The 222-nt window shown below is 49.5% G+C and carries 1 pseudogene; it reads left to right on the plus strand.

The features are described 5' to 3' along the window. A pseudogene (locus H6B10_RS18285) lies at positions 1-222 on the plus strand (hypothetical protein); the annotation flags it as partial.

Consider the following 222-nt stretch of genomic DNA (forward strand, 5'->3'; position numbering starts at 1 on the left):
CCCTGATGCAGAGCCGCTTTGTGGAACTGCTTGCGGAAGAAAAGAACAAGGGCAAAACGATCCTGCTTTCCAGCCATATTTTTGAAGAGGTGGAACGCACCTGTGACCGGGTGGCCATCATTTCCGGCTCATACATGGTGATGATGATGGTCACATACAGCGTGATCACGGCGCCGAAAATCAAAAGCAGTTTTACGCTGCCTTTCATTTCGCGCTTATACA

Origin of the sequence: Gemmiger formicilis (assembly GCF_016901605.1) — a bacterium.
Classification (GTDB): domain Bacteria; phylum Bacillota; class Clostridia; order Oscillospirales; family Ruminococcaceae; genus Gemmiger; species Gemmiger formicilis_B.